The organism is Sphaerisporangium sp. NPDC004334, from assembly GCF_053602655.1.
In genome coordinates this window covers 48151-65549 of record NZ_JBSGDZ010000013.1, presented here as the reverse complement: position 1 = coordinate 65549, position 17399 = coordinate 48151, and the positions used below count along the sequence as shown (strand labels likewise).

The 17399-nt window shown below is 72.6% G+C and carries 14 protein-coding genes; 9 read left to right on the top strand and 5 right to left on the bottom strand.

Annotated features, from left to right (window positions below; genetic code table 11):
* The first annotated feature begins 40 nt into the window (after positions 1–40).
* Complete coding sequence (atzF, locus tag ACWEN6_RS18330) at positions 41–1915, top strand: allophanate hydrolase (protein WP_452571264.1); 1875 nt, start codon at positions 41–43, stop codon at positions 1913–1915.
* 52 nt (positions 1916–1967) lie between these two features.
* Here atzF and ACWEN6_RS18325 read toward each other — a convergent pair whose 3' ends face one another.
* The 5 genes from ACWEN6_RS18325 to ACWEN6_RS18305 form a co-directional block, all read right to left on the bottom strand.
* Positions 1968–2657 (bottom strand): hypothetical protein, encoded by a 690-nt coding sequence (locus ACWEN6_RS18325; protein WP_452571263.1) that lies wholly within the window; start codon positions 2655–2657, stop codon positions 1968–1970.
* A 6-nt stretch (positions 2658–2663) separates the two neighbouring features.
* Entirely contained in the window at positions 2664–4790 is a 2127-nt protein-coding gene (locus tag ACWEN6_RS18320) for a M48 family metalloprotease (RefSeq protein WP_452571262.1), read from the bottom strand.
* On the bottom strand, positions 4791–5300 hold the full coding sequence (locus ACWEN6_RS18315; protein WP_452571261.1) for a hypothetical protein: 510 nt from the start codon (positions 5298–5300) through the stop codon (positions 4791–4793).
* Between the two features lie 369 nt (positions 5301–5669).
* Positions 5670–6557 carry a TrmH family RNA methyltransferase gene (locus ACWEN6_RS18310; protein ID WP_452571260.1) on the bottom strand — a complete coding sequence of 296 codons (888 nt, stop codon included), beginning with the start codon at positions 6555–6557 and terminating at the stop codon, positions 5670–5672.
* Positions 6550–7422 carry a DUF4184 family protein gene (locus ACWEN6_RS18305; protein WP_452571259.1) on the bottom strand — a complete coding sequence of 291 codons (873 nt, stop codon included), beginning with the start codon at positions 7420–7422 and terminating at the stop codon, positions 6550–6552. Before ACWEN6_RS18305 ends, ACWEN6_RS18310 begins: the two co-directional genes overlap by 8 nt.
* 123 nt (positions 7423–7545) lie before the next feature.
* Between ACWEN6_RS18305 and ACWEN6_RS18300 the strand changes: the two genes are divergently transcribed.
* From ACWEN6_RS18300 to ACWEN6_RS18265, 8 genes are all read left to right on the top strand, one after another.
* Entirely contained in the window at positions 7546–8184 is a 639-nt protein-coding gene (locus ACWEN6_RS18300; RefSeq protein WP_452571258.1) for a cation transporter, read from the top strand.
* A 577-nt stretch (positions 8185–8761) separates the two neighbouring features.
* On the top strand, positions 8762–10573 hold the full coding sequence (locus tag ACWEN6_RS18295) for a substrate-binding and VWA domain-containing protein (protein WP_452571257.1): 1812 nt from the start codon (positions 8762–8764) through the stop codon (positions 10571–10573).
* Positions 10574–11084: 511 nt separating this feature from the next.
* A complete protein-coding gene (locus ACWEN6_RS18290; protein WP_452571256.1) occupies positions 11085–12854 on the top strand; it encodes a sigma factor-like helix-turn-helix DNA-binding protein in 1770 nt (589 codons plus the stop codon).
* 283 nt (positions 12855–13137) lie between these two features.
* Positions 13138–13491, top strand: coding sequence for a hypothetical protein (locus ACWEN6_RS18285; protein ID WP_354840876.1), 354 nt, complete (start codon positions 13138–13140; stop codon positions 13489–13491).
* 101 nt (positions 13492–13592) lie between these two features.
* A complete protein-coding gene (locus ACWEN6_RS18280) occupies positions 13593–14606 on the top strand; it encodes a GNAT family N-acetyltransferase (protein ID WP_354928716.1) in 1014 nt (337 codons plus the stop codon).
* 264 nt (positions 14607–14870) lie between these two features.
* Entirely contained in the window at positions 14871–15593 is a 723-nt protein-coding gene (locus ACWEN6_RS18275; RefSeq protein WP_452571255.1) for a glycosyltransferase family 2 protein, read from the top strand.
* Between the two features lie 4 nt (positions 15594–15597).
* The gene (locus ACWEN6_RS18270; RefSeq protein WP_354840867.1) at positions 15598–16584 is read left to right on the top strand and encodes a glycosyltransferase; all 987 of its coding nucleotides are present in this window, start codon (positions 15598–15600) and stop codon (positions 16582–16584) included.
* Positions 16585–16589: 5 nt separating this feature from the next.
* The gene (locus ACWEN6_RS18265) at positions 16590–17390 is read left to right on the top strand and encodes a polysaccharide deacetylase family protein (protein ID WP_354928710.1); all 801 of its coding nucleotides are present in this window, start codon (positions 16590–16592) and stop codon (positions 17388–17390) included.
* The last annotated feature ends 9 nt before the right edge of the window (positions 17391–17399 follow it).

Here is a 17399-nt window from a genome sequence, read left to right as displayed (position 1 = left end):
GGCGGCACGCGGACGGCGGCGCCCACGACAGAGGGATCCGATGACCATCTCGCTCGATCTCGCGCACCTGGCCCGTGGGTACCGCGACGGGTCGCTCACCCCGGCCGGCGTGGCCGCGGAGGTGCTCAGGCGCATCGCCGCCCGCGGCGACGACCACGTGTGGATCACCCTGCGGCCGGCGGCGGACCTGCTCGGCGACGCCGCCGAACTGGCCCGCCGCTGGCCGGACCCCGGCTCGCGCCCGCCGCTGTACGGGGTGCCCTTCGCCGTCAAGGACAACGTGGACGTGGCCGGGCTGCCGACCACGGCGGCCTGCCCGGCCTACGCCTACGTGCCCGAGCGCGGCGCGCCGCTGGTCGAGCGGCTACTCGCGGCCGGGGCGCTGCTGGTCGGCAAGACCAACCTGGACCAGTTCGCCACCGGGTTGTCCGGCGCCCGCAGCCCGTACGGCACGTGCGAGTCGCCGCTGGTGCCCGGCCTGATCTCCGGCGGGTCCAGCTCGGGCTCCGCGGTCGCGGTGGGCGCCGGGCTGGTGACCTTCGCCGTGGGCACCGACACGGCCGGGTCGGGCCGGGTGCCGGCCGCCCTCACCGGCACCACCGGGATCAAGCCGAGCCGGGGTCTGGTCAGCACGCTGGGCGTCGTGCCGGCGTGCGCGTCGCTGGACTGCCCGAGCGTCTTCGCCCGGTCGGCCGCCGACGGGCTCGCGGTGCTGTCGGTGATGGCGGGTCCCGAGCCCGCCGACCCGTGGTCGCGCCCGCTGCCCGTGCCCTCCCCGGCGCCGCCCGCCGTCGGCGCGATGCGCGTCGGGGTGCCCGAGCACCTGTCGTTCTTCGGTGACGACGCCGCCGAGGCCGCGTTCGCCGAGGTGGTGAAGCGGCTCGCCGGGCTCGGGCACCGGATCGTCCCGGTCGACCTCGACCCGTTCCTCGCCGCGGGACGGCTGCTGTACCAGGGGCCGTGGATCGCCGAACGGCTCGCCGCGGTGGGCGAATTCGCCGCCCGTCACCCCGGCGAGCTGCACCCGGTCACCCGCGAGGTGCTCGGCGGCGGCGCCGGCCTCAGCGCGGTCGACGCCTTCGAGGGCCTGTACCGCCTGCGGGCGCTGCGCGCGAAGACCCGGCGGGCGTGGGCGGCGATGGACGCGCTCGCCCTGCCGACGGTGCCGACGACCTTCACCGTCGCCGAGATGCTGGAGAGCCCGATCGACCGCAACACCGTCCTCGGGCACTACACGACCTTCGCCAACCTGCTCGACCTGGCGGCGGTCGCGGTGCCCGGCGGCATGACGGCGGCGGGCCGCCCGCACGGCCTCAGCCTGCTGGCCCCGGCCGGCGCGGACGCCCTTCTGGCCGGCCTGGCCGACGCCTTCCAGTCGCCCGCCGAGGCCACCACGCCATCCGGCGGCGACGCGACCGCGGGTGCCTCCGGCGCACGGCCCGGCGACTCTGGGACGGACATCTCGTCCTCACCCGCCGAGGCCCCGGAGACGGCGACGGGCGTCCATGATGGCGGACAGAAGGTGCTGGCCGTCGTCGGGGCGCACCGGCTCGGGCAGCCGCTGCACGGCCGGCTCGCCGCGCTCGGCGCCGCCGGCCTCGGCACGGTCATGACCGCGCCGCTCTACCGGCTCTACGCGCTGGACGGCGGCGAGCCGGCGCGTCCCGGCCTGGTGCGCCGGCCCGGCGCGGGCGTCGCGGTCGAGGTGGAGCTGTACGAGCTGGGCACGCAGGCGCTCGGCACGCTGCTGGCCGACACCGGGCCGCCGCTGACGCTCGGCACCGTCGACCTCGCCGACGGCCGCCGCGTCCTCGGCTTCCTGTGCGAGGCGTACGCCGCCGAGTCGGCGAAGGACATCAGCGCCCACGGAAGCTGGCCGGCCTACCTTCTCGCGACGGCGCGCACCCCGCGATAGCGGGACCGTGTCTTCCAGACCGAGGACCCGCGAGGAGCGACGCGGTCGGGTCTCACTTCAGCTTGCGCATCTTCGCGGCGGCCCGCTCGGCCAGGCTCCGGATGAAGGCCGCGCTCGGCGCCTTCTCGCCGTGCCGGCTCAGGATCATCAGTGTCCTGTTGGATCTGGCCAGTACCAGCACCTGGTTCGCGCCGTACACGCGCGCGCCGTTCTGCGTGAACGTGACCGTGATGAACCAGCCCCGGGTCTCCGTTGCAACGGAGGGGAACGCCATGCGCTGGACCGTGACGACCGCGGTCAGCTCTGGAGGCTCGCTGGTGTACCACAGCGTGAACCGGCCGCACCGGCGGAGCGTCGCGGCGGCGTCGGCCAGGGCGCGCTTCGGGGAGCCGGACTTGTAGTACCGGAGCGTCTCCACGATGTACGGGCCGGTGTCACCGCCGCTGAAGGCCACGTCCGCGTAACGCACCCTCCGATCGCGGTGAAGGGGGAACTGCAGTTCGTCCAGGGTCTGGGCGCAGGGCTTGGAGTCGGTCGAGTCGTACGCCGTGTACTTCGGAGTCCACCTGAGATACCCGCTGGGCACGTCCGAGAGGTCGAGCAGCGCTCCGGCGAGGTTCGGGACGGGGCGCACCGCCGCCGTCCGGTCGACGCCGGCGTGGGCGGGCGCCGGCGCGAGGACCACGGCCGTCACCACGAGAGAACCGGCGGCGCGGCGGACGAGCATGCTCTTGGCGTTCATGATTCCTCACTCGGTCAGAAGGGGGAACGGGGGTGTGGGGGTGGCCGGAGGGGTCTCGACGGTCTCCGGATACCGCTTGATCAGGTCGCAGCGCCGCACCAGCAGCCGCCAGGCGTCCATGGCGGTCGCGTGCGAGCGCGTGCGGGCGCTGAGCGACATGAGCCCGCCCGCCCGGCGCAGATGGGAGTCGGGCGCCGTTCGGAGGAAGTCGCCCAGCCGGGCCCGGGTGTCGTGGTCACCGCGGTCGCCCAGCGCCCGGATGCCGACGGCACGCAGCCACAGGCAGACGGCCTCGGGTTCGTTCGACTCGGGGAGCGCGGCGGCCGACCATTGGGCCACAGGACGCGCGCCCACCGCGCCGGTCGCGACGGCGCCGAGGAACACCAGCGACAGCAGGAGTCCCCCCGCCGCCCCGGCGAACCACGACCAGGGGGCGCGGCGGAGCGGCAGGAGCACCGCACAGCAGGTCAGCGCCACCGCCGCGAGCACCCCGGCCTCCCAGGGCTCGATCACGAGACCCGCCAGGGAGGCGGGACGCCACTGATCGACCGCCGCGAACCGGGCCGCGAGGAACCAGGTGCCGAACACGCCACCGAACACCACAGCGGTGGCCAATGCCATCGGGCGCCATGCCCTCGGCCCGCCTCCGGGCAGGCGCGCGGCGGCCGCCAGCGCGACCCAGTTGAGCACCAGCGCTGTCACCAGCGGAAGACCCGCCGCGAGGCAGATCGCGGTCAGCGGGTCGCCCTCCAGGAACGTGAGCTGCGCGGTCGACTCGGGCACCGAGGTGAACACGACGGTCCAAGGCGCGCTCCCCCTCGGCGCCAGGATGGAGCCGAGGACCACTCCCGTGCCCAGAGCGACCCCCGGGAGGACCACCCGCGTTCGCCGGACGCCGGCCTCGACGTCGTGCAGCACCGAGCGCCACACGGCCAGGCCGACCACGCCGGCGATGGGCAGCGCGACCACGAACGCGGCGATCCAATAGGCGACGAGTTCGGGCTCCGGGAGCAGTGCTTGCACCGGAGCGGCCAGTTCCAGGATGGCCACGCCGCCTGCGACGCCGGTCGCGAACGCCTCCGGCACGGAGGTCCGCATGGTCAGGCCCGGATCCAGCACGATGCGGCGCCGGTCCGGGAGCGTGGGATGCAGCCGGATCGGCCAGGAACGCTGGGCGGCCGACGTCTTCAGCAGTTCGAGCAGTGTCGCCCGGTGCTTCGTGCTCGCCCGCAGGTCGGCGTCGTGCTCGCGGGCCCGTAGCACGCCGGCGAACGTGGCCACGACCAGCGACACCAGCAGCACCAGCCGCCAGCCGAGCGCCAGGCGGATCGGCGGATCGATCCGCATCGCGGCCGAGGCGGCCACGGCGACGGCCATGACCAGCAGGAAGGAGCCGGTGGCGAAGAGGGCGAGGATCGACCGGTCGACGTCGCGGTTCTGCAGATGCCCGAGTTCGTGGGCGAGAAGCGCCCGCACCTCCGCGGGGCCCTTGAGGAGGCTCAGCCGCAGGTTCGCCGGGAGCAGGACACGGTGTCGAGGCCGGCGGCCGTAGACGAACATGGTCCACTCGTTGTCCCGCCTCCTGCGCACCGGCTCCGGGACGGCCGGAAGCCCCGCCGCGTCGACGGTCTCCCGTAGTTCCTCCGGCCAGTCGCCCAGCCGGTCGGCCTTCTGCCACCAGGTCACCACGACGGGCGCCGAGAGGTAGCCGAGGACGGTGAGGGCCGCGATCAGCAGCAGGCCCGCCATCGGGGTCAGCGACTGCAGGATCAGGACCCGGGACGTGCAGGCCACCAGGTCGGCTCGCGCCGCGGCGCACTGTTCGTTGGCGGCACGCCAGCCGTCCTGACCCCAGACCAGGAACAGATAGCCGGCGAAGTACGAGCCCGCCGCCACGGTCAGGAACAGCAGCCGCAACCGCCCCGTGGTCGGCGGGGGCAGCGCGAAGGTGCCGGCGGCGCGGTCGTGGGCCGCTTGGCCGCCGGGCGTGCGGCCGTCCTGTAGGTCGTCCGGCGGATCGTGGCCACCGGCCGGCTCCCCGGACCCGCCCGGTGACGCCGAGGGCTCCCCGCGGCCGCCACCGTGTCGGGGGGCCGCGAAGGGCGGCGGGCGCGGAGGGTCGGCGGCCGACATCTAGCCGTCCTTCTGCGGCCCGCCGTCGGGGCCATGCCCCGTGTCCGTCTCGAGCAGCACGCTCAGGACTGTCTGCATGAGGAGCCGGGCCCTGGTCTCGGGCACGCCCGCCGCGCGCGCGTCGCTGTAGGCCTTGCCGGCGAGCCACTGGCAGCGCTCCACGCTCAGCGGCGGGAGGGGGTCGGTGGCGAGCGCCTGCGCGTCGCGGCGGGCGCGGGCGCGCCGGCCGATCCGGCCGAACAGCAAGCGCGCACCGGTGCGCGCCCCGTCGCCGATCTCGTCCTTCATCGCGTCGGCCAGCGCGCCGCCGACGAACGTCGCCACCAGGGGCGCCCATTCGGCGAGTTGCGGGATGATGCCCCCGCCGAGCATTTGCTCGCGCCGACGATTGAGGCGGGTGGGATTGGCCGCGTAAAGGCTCCAGGCTTCCGGCAGGTAGGGGAGCTCGTCGGGATCGAGGCGGGCGACCACGGCCTCGATGACCTGGTATCCCGTTCGTGGGTGCGTCATCGGAGCACTCCGAAGTAGGGCCAAGCACATTGACTGTTCATTACGTGATGCGACAATGACCACAATGTCGCGACAGGCCGCGACAGCACAAGCCAGGACACCATTAAGGGCGAGACTTAACAGTAATGATTACTCTTTCGCTGACAATAGTACTATTGCTGGACGCGGCTCATTTTGTCCGTCATCAGGTAATTTAGACGCCATAAACCCGGACTTCCGGCGCGTAACCGCAGGACCTCCGCCCGCCACCGGCCCGGAGAGCACCCTCCGCACCCAACCCAGAGCAAGACACAAACCCGGATACGCACGGCCCCATACCCTGCGGCGCCACGTCTCGCAAAGCGGACGGGCCGCCGTCCGCCCCGCCTGTCAGGTGAGAGCGGCCGGAGATCGGGTGAGTTCGTGGCAGGCGATGGCGGCGGCGGCGACCACGTTGAGGGAGTCGACGCCGAGGTCCATCGCGGCGGGACTCATGGGGATGCGCACCGCCTCGTCCGCCTCGCGCAGCCAGCGGGAGGACAGGCCGTCGCCCTCGGAGCCGAGGAGCAGCGCCACCCGGCCGCCGACGGCGGCGGCCTCCAGCGGCGTGGCCGAAAGGTCGGGGGTGAGCGCCAGGGTGCGGAAGCCCGCCTCGCGCAGCTCGGCGAGCCCGGCGTGCCAGTTGGTCATGCGGGCGTACGGGACGGCGAACACCGCGCCCATGGAGACCTTCACCGAGCGCCGGTACAGCGGGTCGGCACAGCGCGGCGACAGGATGACGGCTTCGACGCCGAGCGCGGCGGCGCACCGGAAGATGGCGCCCACGTTGCCGTGGTCGACCAGGTCCTCAAGAACGAGCACCCGCCGCGGGAGTGGTGGAGTCGGGGCCGGGGGCGCGGGGGTGAAGCGGGGGTCGCCCGGGGCGGTGAACCGGCCGGCGAGCAGGTCGCTCACGGCGGGGAGCTCCAGGCGGGCCATGGAGGCGAGCGCCCCGCGGTGCACGGCGAAGCCGGCGATGCCGCCCATGACCTCCTCCGACACCAGGTAGACGCGGGCCTCGCCCAGCACGTCGGCCAGCCCGGCGAGCCACCTCGGCGTGGTGAGCACCGACCTGACCGGGTATCCGGCCGCGACGGCCCGCCGGATGACCTTCTCGCCCTCGGCCATGAACAGGCCGCGCTCGGCCTCCAGGCTCTTGCGCAGCTCGACGTCGCGCAGGCGCACATAGTCGGCCAGCCGGGGGTCGGCGGGGTCCTCCACGGTGATGAGCTCAGGCACGCCTCAAGCGTATGACCCGCGCGAGCTGCCACAGCAGGGCGTAGACGGTCAGCACCGCGCACAGCCCCACGACCAGGCCGACGCCCGTCTTGGCGAGCACGCCGGCCCAGCCGTACAGGGGGTTCGGCGGGTCGACGAATGTCCACAGGGCGGCCGCGCAGCACGCGCCGCCGGCCGCGCCGGCGAGCACGCCCCACCGCGCCCGCGCCGTGAGCTCCGGCCGTCCCGCGACTCCCGCAGGCGCTGTCAGCTCCGGCCGTCCCTCGACTCCCGCCCGCGCGGTGAGCCGCGGCCGCACGCCGACCGGCCCCAAGCCGGGGACCTCGGGCCGGGGGGCGGTGCGGGCGGCGCGCAGGTAGCGCAGGACCCACCAGACGGTCAGCGCGAGGCCGAGCACGGAGGAGGCGTACTGCGCCACCTGCGAGCCGTTCAGCCAGCCCACCACCGGCGCGGTCATCCATGCCCAGCCCCAGAGCGCGGCTCCCCACTCGTGGGTGAAGGAGTCCCACAGCACGTGCGTGGCCGCGCCCGCCGCCGCGCCGAGCGCTATGGCGGGGAAGCGCCGCCAGGCCGGTCCGGGCAGCGCGGCGACGCGCGCGGCCAGACGGGGGGGCAGCAGCGCGGTCAGCGGGTCGCGCAGGACGAACTGCAGCAGCGCCAGCAGGACGAACACCGCGGCGACGTCGTCGGTGACCACCCCGGCCGGCGAGTGCCACCGGCTGTAGTTCGAAAGGTACGGCAGGAACATCGGCAGGTCGGGGACCATCGCCCCCACGCCGAGCGCCCAGGGATCGAGCACCTTGCGCACCCGCGGCGAGCCGATCAACGGGATGACCACGGCGACGTGGGCGGGGGTGAAGGGCAATGAAATCTCCTCCATGGACGGCCCGCCGGCCGTCCATGGCCGCGCGCCGACGACGGCAGGGCACCGTGTGCGACCGGTAGACTACGCAGCGCTGTCGGATCGGCTTTCAGGTGATCGGGGGCCATGGTGCCAGATCCGGGTACGCGGGCGCGTCCCTCGGCCGCGCCGCAGTTCCTGCGCGACGCGCGGCTGGCCAGGCGGCTGTCGGTCGCGACGCTTGTCTGGCTCGGCGCTGAGAGCTCCTTCGGCCTGGCGGCGGGGCTGTCGGCCCACTCGGTGGCGCTCATCGGCTGGGGCTGGGCGTCCCTGGTCGAGGCGCTGGCGAGCCTCATCGTCATCTGGCGCTTCACCGGGCGCCGGCTCCACTCGGCCACCGCCGAGTCGCGCGCGCAGCGGGCCGTGGCGGTCAGCTTCTGGGTTCTCGCGCCCTATCTCCTGGCCCACGTGGCCTATGACCTTCGCGAGGGTCAGCGGCCGGCGTCCACGGCGCTGGGCATCGCCGTCACCACGATCAGCCTGGTCAGCATGCCGCTGCTCGGGCTGGCCAAGCGACGGCTCGGCGCGCGCCTGGGCTCGGCGGCCACCGCCGGCGAGGGCACGCAGAACATGCTGTGCGCCCTGCTGGCCGCGGGGGTGCTGGCGGGGCTGACCGCCACCTCCCTCGGCTGGTGGTGGCTCGACCCGGCCGTCGCCGTCGCGCTGGCCGCGGTGGCGGTGCGCGAGGGCGGCAGGGCCTGGCGCGGCCACTGCTGCCGCCACTGAACGATGACCACGGCGAGCCGGAGGCCCTGAGCGCGCAGCGCGGCGGCCACCAGCGGCGCGGTGCCCGGGTCGGCGAGGGCCCGGCAGACCCGTCCCGCGATGGCGACCTCGCGCACGCAGTCGGACTCCCAGAGGGCGCGGCGCACCTCGTCCGGGCAACCGGGGTGGTCGGCCTCGATCAGCAGCAGATCGGGCCGCCGCTCCGCCGGCCCCCGGCCGGTGGGCCCCGCCAGGGCCGTCACCTCCGGCGTGGCACGTGCCTCGACGAGCGTCGACACGAGTGTCACCCCCTGCCCCGGGCCGCCCCCGGCCCCCTACGGCTCCGCGACCGAGCACCAGAAATCGCGATATACCGTGACACGATACATCGCGTTCGCGCGACGTCAAGATGTATCGCGAAATACAGGCATCAACCACCGGATTGTGCCCCGAATCCGGTCATCGCCGCAGCAAAAGATCGGTTTTGCCGGTATAAAGCTTGACGCTATGGTTCCGTAAGCATTACCCGACATCTCCCTATATGGTCGCTGCGAAGCGCGCCACCGTACCCCTGAAGATCGACACCTAAGAGGACATCGTGGGTGGACGCCACCGGACAGACGAGCTTGAGGGCGGCTACAACCCTTATCACGAGCCGTCAGGCCGCCGCCGCGGGGGCCGGGGCAAGGTGCTGGTGCCTCTGGCGGGCGCCGTCGCGCTCGCCGTACTGCTGGGCGTCGCCGCCTATGTGATCATGAGCCGCGACAAGGCCTGCGGCGACGGCACGGTCGCGCTCAAGGTGGTGGCCTCCCCCGACATCGAGCCGGCGATCAGCAAGATCGCCGCTGCCTACAACAAGAAGGCCGCTCCGGCGGACGGCGCGTCCTGCGTGCAGGTCGCGGTCTCCGGCAGCGACCCCGCGGGGGTGACCAACGCCCTGGCCGGCACCGGGGCGACCACCGGCAAGTTCGACGGCGACGTGTGGATCCCGGACTCCAGCCTGTGGGTCGCCAGGCTGCGCTCCAGCCCCAAGGGCGAGGGCATCCCCGAGCCCACCGGCTTCGTCGCCCGCTCCCCGGTGGTGCTGGCCGCGCCCAAGCCCGTGGTCGAGAAGCTGCGCAGCGCCTTCGGCGAGCCGAGCTGGAGCGGGCTGATGTCGGCGGCGAACGCCGCGACGCCCGACGGCCTCGGCCGCAAGATCCGCGTGCTGCCGCTGGACCCCACGCTCAACGCCGCGGGGATGTGCGCCCTGCTGGCCGGGTCCGGGGTGCTCCAGGCGTCCGGCGCGGGCGAGGACCAACTGGTGGGCGTGCTCAGGCAGTTGTCGGAGAGCGCGGTGAACTCGCCGGGCAACATGTTCGCCAGCATGGCCAAGCCGTCCTCCCGTGCCCCGATCGGCATCGCCTCCGAGCAGGAGATCTGGTCCAACAACGACAAGAGCAAGCCCGGCGAGGTCGTGGCGCTCTATCCGGCCGAGGGCACGATCAGCCTCGACTACCCGGTCGTCGTGACCGCGAAGGACGAGCAGAAGCGGCAGGCCGCCAAGGAGTTCACCGCCGCGCTGACCGCCGCCGACGCCAAGAAGACCATCCGCGAGTACGGCTTCCGCACGCCCGACGGCAAGGCCGGCGGCGCCATCAGCCAGGCCAACGGGCTGAACCCGGCGACCCCGCGGTCCCTGAAGATCCCGGACGCGGCCACGGTGACGCGGCTGTCGCAGGCGTGGTCCCGGCTGAAGCTGGGTGGCCGGCTGCTGGCTCTGCTGGACATCTCGGGCACCATGGCGCTGCCCGCGGTGGGCGCGCCGGGCGACCGCATGCGGCTGATCGCCCAGACGGCCATCGAGGGCCTGAAGCTGTTCCCCGACAAGACCGAGGTCGGCACCTGGGTGTTCTCCACCAACCTCAACGGCAAGGGCGTCGACTATCGCGAGGCGGTGCCGGTGGGGCCGCTCGGGGCCAAGCTGAACGGCGCCACTCGTCGCGAGGCGATCTCACAGTCGCTGCAGCAGATCAAGGCCAAGCCGACCGGCGACACCGGTCTCAACGACACGCTGGCCGCCGCCTACGACAAGATGAAGGCCGAGTACGAGGCCGACAAGATCAACACGATCCTCGTCTTCACCGACGGCGTCGGCAACGACGACCCCGAGGGCGGCATCAGCAACGCGGCGATACTCAAGAAGCTGCGGCAGGAGTTCGACCAGACCCAGCCGATCAGCATCATCATCGTGGCGCTCGGCGCCGACGACGCGGCGGGCCGGCGGCAGATGCAGGCCATCGCCAAGGCCACCCAGGGCCAGGCGTTCTTCCCCAACAACGCCCTGGAGATCCGCAAGGTGTTCCTGGAGGGCATCTCCCGGCGCCTGTGCGCCCCACGTTGCGGCACCGACGGGGGCGGCTCGCAGTAGTAGCCGCGCGGACGGCCCATGCGCCCGGCCCGGTCCTTGAGGATCCGGAGCCGGGCGTTCGCCGTTGATCCCTCGCGACGTCCCGCCGTCCGGACCACCGCCGCGGTCTCCCGGACGACCGCCGGCAGGCCGACCGCCCGGCATCCGGCGGCTGCGACATGTGCGCTTCCGGGACGGCCGCCGCCGCTTCGCCGTCCCGCGGCCGTGCGGGGCCGATCCGAAACGCCTGCGCGGGCGGTCGCCCGAAACGCCGTGCCGTCACGTTTCGTCAGCGGAATCGCTACCGACGGTGAGGGATCTTCACCCCCTCTCACGCAGACGTCACACTGGTTCCAGCAGACTCCTCAATCCCTATTTTCCCAGGTCATACCCGCTGATTATTGTTTATTTCCGGGTGAACCCTCTGAAGGAAGCGGACGTCCTACGCGTGTGGGCCTGGCGCGGGCAGGGGAAATTCTCGCGATCGTGCGTGACCGAAGCCAGGTACCCGTCCTGCGGGGGAGGAAGATTCGTGCCCGGATGGCCGAGCGTCGGCCGTGCCGACGACCAGCGACTGGTGGAGCGTCTGCGCCAGGCGGACAGCCGCGCGGCGGACGGTCTCTACGACGCCTATGCCGACCGACTGAACGACTATGCCCACTCACTACTGCGCGACACCGACGCCGCCGCCGACTCCGTCCACGACGCGATCGTCACCGCCCACGGCCGCATCGGCGTCCTGCGTGAGCCGGCCCGCCTGCGGGCCTGGCTGTACGCGCTGACGCGCTACCAGTGCGGCACCCGCCGCGGCCGGACCCCCGCGCACGGCACCGACACCGAGCAGTACCTGCCGGGGGACGAGGAGGACCCCGAGCTGGCGGAGATCGTGCGGGAGTCCCTGGACGAGCTCGCGCCCAAGGACCGCGACGCGCTGGTGCTGGGCGTGCGGCACGGGCTGGCCGCCTCGGACATCGGCGCCGTGCTCGGGCTCACCTCGCGCCAGGCCGGGACGCGCCTGGAGCGGGCCCGCGACCACTTGGAGAACGCGGCGGCCGCCGTGGTCCTGGCCAGGAGCGGGCGTGCGCACTGCCCCGACCTGTCGGCCCTGCTGGACTCCATCGAGGGGCCCCTGCCGCAGCAGCTGCGGCGGCGCATCACCCGGCACATCATCGGCTGCAAGGAGTGCACCGAGGGCCGCCGCCGCCGGGTGTCGGCCGAGCGGCTGCTGGACTCGGTGCCGGTGGCCTTCCCGCCCCTGTCGCTGCGGCGGCGGGTCGCGGAGTCGTGCGCCCGGCCGCGGCACGACGAGGCGCGCACGGCGATCATGACGCTCGCCGACGGGTTCGACAAGAACGGCTTCCCCCCGGCGGCGGCGGCCGAGCGCCGGCTGCGCGCGGAGCGGCGGGGCGGCAGGGAGGAGCGGCGCGCCGCCGCCGACCAGGCCGCCGAGACCCCCTACTACGGCATGGGCGTCGCCCACGCCGACACCCCCCGGCACGGCATGGCCGGGGGACAGGACGGGACGGGCGTGGGCTCGGGGAGGTCCGGGCGCGGCCCGGCGCGCAGGCGCGGTGCGCCGGTCACGCGCAGGGCCTCCCGCAGGTCCACGCCCGTCTTCGCCACCATCGCCTGCGTGCTGGTGGCGACCGGGGCGATGGTCGTCGCGACCGGGCAGGACGCCTCCCACCCCGGCGGCACGACCCCGACGCTGCGCTTCCCGAGCCGCACCCCCGGCGAGCTGCAGATCAGCTACGGCCCGGAGCCGACCGACGAGGCGACCTCCGCCGGGCCCTCCCCCACGTCGTCCTCGCGGACCCGTCCGACGCCGACGCCGACGCGGGCGCCGCAGGCGCGCACGTCCGCCGCCGCGCCGGCGGCCACGTCGTCGAGCGCGCCCCCCTCGCGCACGCCCACGCCCCGGCCGCCCTCCCCGGCCGCCCGGCTCGTGGTCTCCTGCCCGGGGGCCTTCGGCGGGAAGGACGCGGGTGAGATCCTCATCTCCGCGCGCAACGCGAGTGTGTCCTGGACGGCCGCCGCGACCGGCGCGCTGTCGGTCTCCCCGGCGTCGGGCACGCTCAAGGCGGGGGTCAAGCAGCGGGTCTCTGTCGTGGTCTCGGCTCCGGAGGAGGACGGCAAAGGCGCCGTGACCTTGCAATCCGCGGCCGGCGCGGCGACATGCGCGATCTCGTGGGAGGCCCAGGACCCGCCGCCCGCCTCCGATCCGCCGCCCGACCAGCAGCCCACGTCGGGCCCGTCTCCGACGGAGACCGCGAGCGAGCAGGCCACCACCGAGGCCACCTGATTCCGGCACCGAGTCCACACTTGGGGCGAACGGATAGTACCGTGTGAATACCCCCAAGTCCCTACAGTCACGGCGGCCTCGGGGGCAACAGTCATTGGCGCGGCCGGTCCTTTGATCGGCCGCGCTATGGTTCTTGCCCTGGGCCTTGTAAACCCGTGGCAGGGTTGGGGCGTCGGCATTGACGTTGGCGTGGCGTGGTTGGTCCTATGAAGAGACCGATCATCCAAGCCTTTTGGTCGGTCTTGACCAGCGGAGCCAGGAGAGAATGCGTAGGAGAAGGACAGTGCTCACATGGGTGCTGGCGATCGCGTGTGCGGCGGGGGCGGTCATCGCGCTCGCCGACATTCGCACACCGGCACGCGTGGTCCTGGTCCCGCTCTTCCTACTCGTGGTCCCGGGAGCCTCGGTCGTCGGACTGTTGCGTGATCGTGACCCTCTCGCGGCACTAACGGTGGGCGCCGCCGCGAGTCTCGTTGTAAACGTCTTACTAGCCGAGGCCATGCTCATGTTCGACGCGTGGTCCTCCCGCGCGGGTGTGGCCACCGTCGCGGTGCTCGGCGGATTCATGTGGGTGCTTCGGTCTCTGTACCGGGGGAACGGCAACGTGCGCACCGAACAGGGGGCCGGGTCAAGGTGAAAGTCACGGTCGTTCGGCCTGGAGAACTAGGGGACGCCGAACTCACCCGATGGCGCGAACTCCAGCGCGCCACGCCATCGCTCGACAATCCTTTCCTTTCCGTGGAGTTCACGCTGGCCCTGAGCCGGCTGCGCTCCTATGTCCGGGTCGCCGTCATCGAGGACGGCGGCAAGGTGGCGGGCTTCCTGCCGTTCGAAAGGCACGCCTTCGGCATCGGCAAGCCCCTTGGAAGCTGGCTGACCACCTGTCACGGCCTGATCTCCGTGCCCGGCCTCGACATCTCCGCCCGCGAGATCCTGCGCGCGACGGGGCTGTCGGTGTTCGACTTCGACCACATGGTCGCCGGGCAGCCCACGTGGGCGCCGCACGAGTCCGCGGTGCGCCCGGTGCCGATGATGGACCTCACCGGCGGCTACGACGCCTACATCGACCATGTGCGGACGAACTCTCCCAAGAACTACAAAACGGTCCGCTACAAGGAGCGCAAGCTCGCACGCGAGCACGGCGACATCCGCCTCGAATGGTGCGCCACCGATCCCGAGTCGATGCGCACGCTGACCGGCTGGAAGTCCGACCAGTACCGCCGGACGGGCCGGGTCGACCGGTTCGCCCAGCCGTGGATCGTCCAGCTCCTGGACGAGATGCACGCCATGGACACTCCGTCGTTCGGCGGGGTGCTCACCATGCTGTACGCCGGCGACACCCCCGTGGCCGGCCACTTCGGCCTGCGCACCCACCACACGCTGGTCGGCTGGTTCCCCGCCTACGACACCGAGTTCGCCCGGTACTCCCCCGGGATCATGCACCACCTGCACATGGCCGAGCAGGCCGCCTCCCACGGTCTGGGCCAGGTCGACATGGGCAAGGGGGGCCGGGAGTACAAGGGCTGGCTGAAGAACGACGTCATCCACGTCTCCGAAGGCCGGGTCTCCCGTCCGTCGGCGGCGGCGGCCGTCCACTGGATGGGCCGGACGCCGGTGAACAAGGCCCGCAACATCGTGGTCGACCGCCCCTCGCTCTACCGGCTGGCCGACAGGCTGCTGAAGGGCTTCGGGCGGGTGCGCACATCCCTCCAGCCGGAGTCCGTCGAGAAGGAACCCTCGGGGGCGCGCTGACAGCTAGCTCCCCCTCACAAGCACAGCACAGCACATCGCACACCCTCTACTGCTCTGACCGGGACGGAGAAACCCCTCTCCGTCCAGTCGCGCCGGTCCTGTTGGCAGTCGCCGCCGATGTCAGACCGCCCGGAAGGACATCCCTCGAAAATGAGTCCCGAGATCACCAAGCACAACGGGAAGTCTCAGCTTCATACGCTGAGGCCACTGCCGACAGTGGACCGTTTCACACCTCTCACTCCCCACCTGGCCATATCGCCGACGGTGAGCGTGGTCGTACCGGCCATGAACGAGGCGGAGAACCTTCCGCACGTTTTCGCCACGCTTCCGCACTGGATCGACGAGGTCATCCTCGTGGACGGCAACTCCACCGATGACACCGTCGCCGTCGCGCGGCGTCTGCGCCCGAACCTCCGCGTCGTGCAGCAGCGCGGCAAGGGCAAGGGCGACGCTCTGCGCACCGGTTTCGCCGAGGCCACCGGCGACATCATCGTCATGATCGACGCCGACGGCTCGACCGACGGGCGCGAGATCATCCACTTCGTGGGCGCCCTGGTCACCGGCGCCGACTTCGTCAAGGGCTCGCGCTACGCCAGCGGAGGCGGCAGCGACGACCTCACGCTGAGCCGCCGCCTGGGCAACAGCGTCCTGCGCTCGCTGGTCAACTGGATCTACGGCACCCAGTACACCGACCTGTGCTACGGCTACAACGCCTTCTGGGCACGCCACCTGGACGTCCTGGACCTCGACTGCGAAGGCTTCGAGGTCGAGACCCTGCTCAACATCCGGGCGGCCAAGGCGGGCCTGCGCGTGCACGAGGTGCCGAGCCACGAACGCAACCGCATCCACGGCGAGAGCAACCTGCGCGTCGTGCGGGACGGCTGGCGCGTGCTCAAGACCATCGTCCGCGAGTGGCGGCGCCCGGTCATCGACATCCCTCCCGCGGCGGCCGCCCAGCAGCCCGCCGCCGACCAGGGCGCGGCATAACGGTATGAACATCTCCGTCGTCATCTGCGTCTACACCGAGGAGCGGTGGGACGACATCAGGGCCGCCGTGCAGTCGGTGCGCAGCCAGAGACGCCAGCCGTACGAACTGATCCTGGTCGTCGACTACAACCCCGAGTTGCACCTGCGGCTCAAGCGGGAGTACGCCGACGCGATCGTCGTGGAGAACACCCACGCGCGGGGCCTGTCCGGCGGCAAGAACACCGGGGTGGCCACCGCCACCGGTGACGTCGTGGCGTTCCTGGACGACGACGCGGTCGCGGACGCCGACTGGCTCGCGGCCTTCGAGGAGACGATGTCGGAGCGGCCCGCCGGCTCCGGAACGGTCGTGGGGGTCGGCGGGCTCACCAAGCCCCTGTGGGACACCGGTGAGCGGCCGCGGTGGTTCCCCGAGGAGTTCGACTGGACCATCGGGTGCACCTACCGCGGCCTGCCCGCCGAACGCAAGCCGATCCGCAACGTGATGGGCGGGAACGCCGCCTTCATCCGGGAGGTCGTGGGCGAGGTCGGAGGCTTCCACTCCGGCATCGGCCGCAGCGTCCAGGGCCGTAAGAGCCGCCCGCTGGGCTGCGAGGAGACCGAGTTCTGCATCCGGCTCTCCCAGCGCAGGCCAGGCTCGATCATGATGTTCGAGCCGCGGGCGGTCATCGGCCACCGCGTGCCCGCCTCCCGGGCGACCTTCCGCTATTTCCGGTCCCGGTGCTACGCGGAAGGCCTGTCCAAGGCACTGGTCTCCCAGAGCGTGGGCGCCGGGGACGGGCTGTCCAGCGAGCGCGCCCACGCCGTCAAGACGCTGCCGCGCGGCGTCCTTCGCGGCGTGGCCGACGCCCTGCGGGGCGACCCCGCCGGGCTGGCCAGGGCCGGCGCCATCGTCGCCGGCCTCGCCTGGACCACGTGGGGGTACGCCGTGGGTTCCGCGCGGCTGCGCGTGCGCGGTGACCGGGCCGGACGAACCATCGACCACGAACGGTGACCACCATGCGCGTGCCGATCCTGATGTACCACTCGGTGACCGACCGTCCGAACAGCGCGACCCGCCCGCTCGCGGTCCGCCCGTCGGTGTTCGAGTCCCAGATGACCTACCTGAAGGACCGCGGGTTCACGCCGCTGACGCTCGGCGACCTGGTCGCCACCTTGTACGGCACGGGCGGCGCGCCGGTGCCCGAGCGTCCCGTGGTCGTCACCTTCGACGACGGGTACGCCGACTTCCACGGCGAGGCCCTGCCGATCCTCGAACGGCTCGGCTTCCCCGCGACGGTCTTCCTCACCAGCGGATGGGTCGGCGACGCGGGGAGCGACGCCGCGGGCCGCCCGCTGGACAAGATGCTGACCTGGAGCCAGGCCCGCGAGGCCGCCTCCTGCGGCGTCGAGATCGCCGGGCACAGCCACAGCCACCCGCAGCTCGACCAGTTACCCGAGGCCGCTCTGCGCCAGGAGCTGCGCCGCAACAAGGCCCTGCTGGAGGACAAGGTGGGGCGGCCGGTCGCCACGATGGCCTACCCCTACGGCTACTCCTCCGCGCGCGTGCGCAAGGAGGTGCGCAAGGCCGGCTACTGGGCGGCCTGCGCCGTGGCCAACGCGCTGGCCTGCGACGCCGACGACGTCATGGCGCTCCCGCGCCTGACCGTGGGCCGCTCCACGACCATGAACCGCTTCCGGCGGGCCGTCGAGGGGCGCGGCGTGCCGATCATCTACATGAAGGAACACGCGCTGACCAAGGGGTACGCCGTGGTGCGCCGCACCAGGTACGGCCTGCGCCACGTGGTCGGGCGTGAGTGAAGTAGCCGC